This is a genomic window from Mesorhizobium sp. M7A.F.Ca.MR.148.00.0.0 (assembly GCF_003997735.1).
Lineage (GTDB): Bacteria > Pseudomonadota > Alphaproteobacteria > Rhizobiales > Rhizobiaceae > Mesorhizobium.
In genome coordinates this window covers 1-1051 of the sequence record NZ_RZTB01000296.1, presented here as the reverse complement: position 1 = coordinate 1051, position 1051 = coordinate 1, and the positions used below count along the sequence as shown (strand labels likewise).

Genomic DNA, 1051 nt, shown 5'->3' with positions numbered 1-1051 from the left:
TGGCCTCGAATACATCGGCGACAGGCCGCCGGATCAGCATGCCGGCTTCGGCGGTCGGCTTTTCGTGGATGTCCATGGGATGCTCCCTCGTGGCTTGGCGCTCACCAGGCGTCCGGCTCGCGCAGCATGTGGACGATGTTGGCCGGGTTGGCGATCCAACCGCCGCGAAAGCCCTCACCCAGGGGCTCGATGACGTCGCAGCGCACAACACCGGCCTTGGCCAGATGATCCGCGGCCGTCGAAAAATTGTCGGTGAATAGTTCCAGCCACACCTCGGCCTGGCTCATCATCGGCGCCTCATCGATCCACAGGCGGTTGGGGCCTAATTCGAAGCCAATGGCGGGCGCCTTGTCCGTGAACGGCTTCAGGCCGACAACGTCGCGGTAGAAGGCGATCGTCGCCTTATATTGGTGCGGCGGTACCTTCATGGCGATGTTGATGCCGCCGGTGATTTTCGTGGTCATAGCTGGCTCCGTTGTCGTGTTCTGCTGTTGTCGCCTTTGCTCAGGCTGGTCATGCGAGATTGATCTGCCAGGAGACCCCGAACCTGTCGTCGAGCCATGCGAAACGGCGGCTGAAGCCGTAATTGTCCGGTGGCATCAGGAACGCGCCGTCCTTGCCCAGTGTCTCGACAATCCGGTCCAGTTCGTCCTCGGCGGAACAGTCCACATACAGCGAGACCGACGGCGTGAAGGTGAAAGCGTGGTGGACGGGGCTATTGAAGATCATGACTTCCAGGCCGGCGATCGACACGCGCGCAAGCTTGACCGTCCCGTCCGGGCCGTCTTCGCCGGGGCCGTAGCGTGTGACGTCAAGGACGCTGCTGCCGGGAATGGTCTCGCAATAGAGGGTCATTGCCTCTTCGGCCTTGCCCTCGAACATCAGGAATGGCGATACTTTCGTCATCGCAAGGTCTCCATCTTCCTTCTGTTGCTCGGATATCGGGTCGCTCAAACATTGGTCTCGTTGGCGGGTTCGCCCTTCATCTCGCTGCGGTAGTAGCCGTCGCGCAAATTGATGCCGTATTCGACATAGGCCTTCATGCAGGCCA

General features: G+C 60.9%; 2 protein-coding genes and 2 pseudogenes. All 4 read right to left on the bottom strand.

From position 1 onward, the window contains the following. Positions 1–76 (bottom strand): annotated as a pseudogene (locus tag EOB49_RS38300) (polyketide cyclase); the annotation flags it as partial. Between the two features lie 25 nt (positions 77–101). Further along, a complete protein-coding gene (locus tag EOB49_RS34065) occupies positions 102–464 on the bottom strand; it encodes a hypothetical protein (RefSeq protein WP_127327612.1) in 363 nt (120 codons plus the stop codon). A 49-nt stretch (positions 465–513) separates the two neighbouring features. Beyond that, positions 514–906: a VOC family protein gene (locus EOB49_RS34060; protein WP_127327613.1), complete on the bottom strand. Its 393-nt coding sequence runs from the start codon at positions 904–906 to the stop codon at positions 514–516. Between the two features lie 44 nt (positions 907–950). Beyond that, positions 951–1051: pseudogene (locus EOB49_RS38295) on the bottom strand (ATPase); the annotation flags it as partial.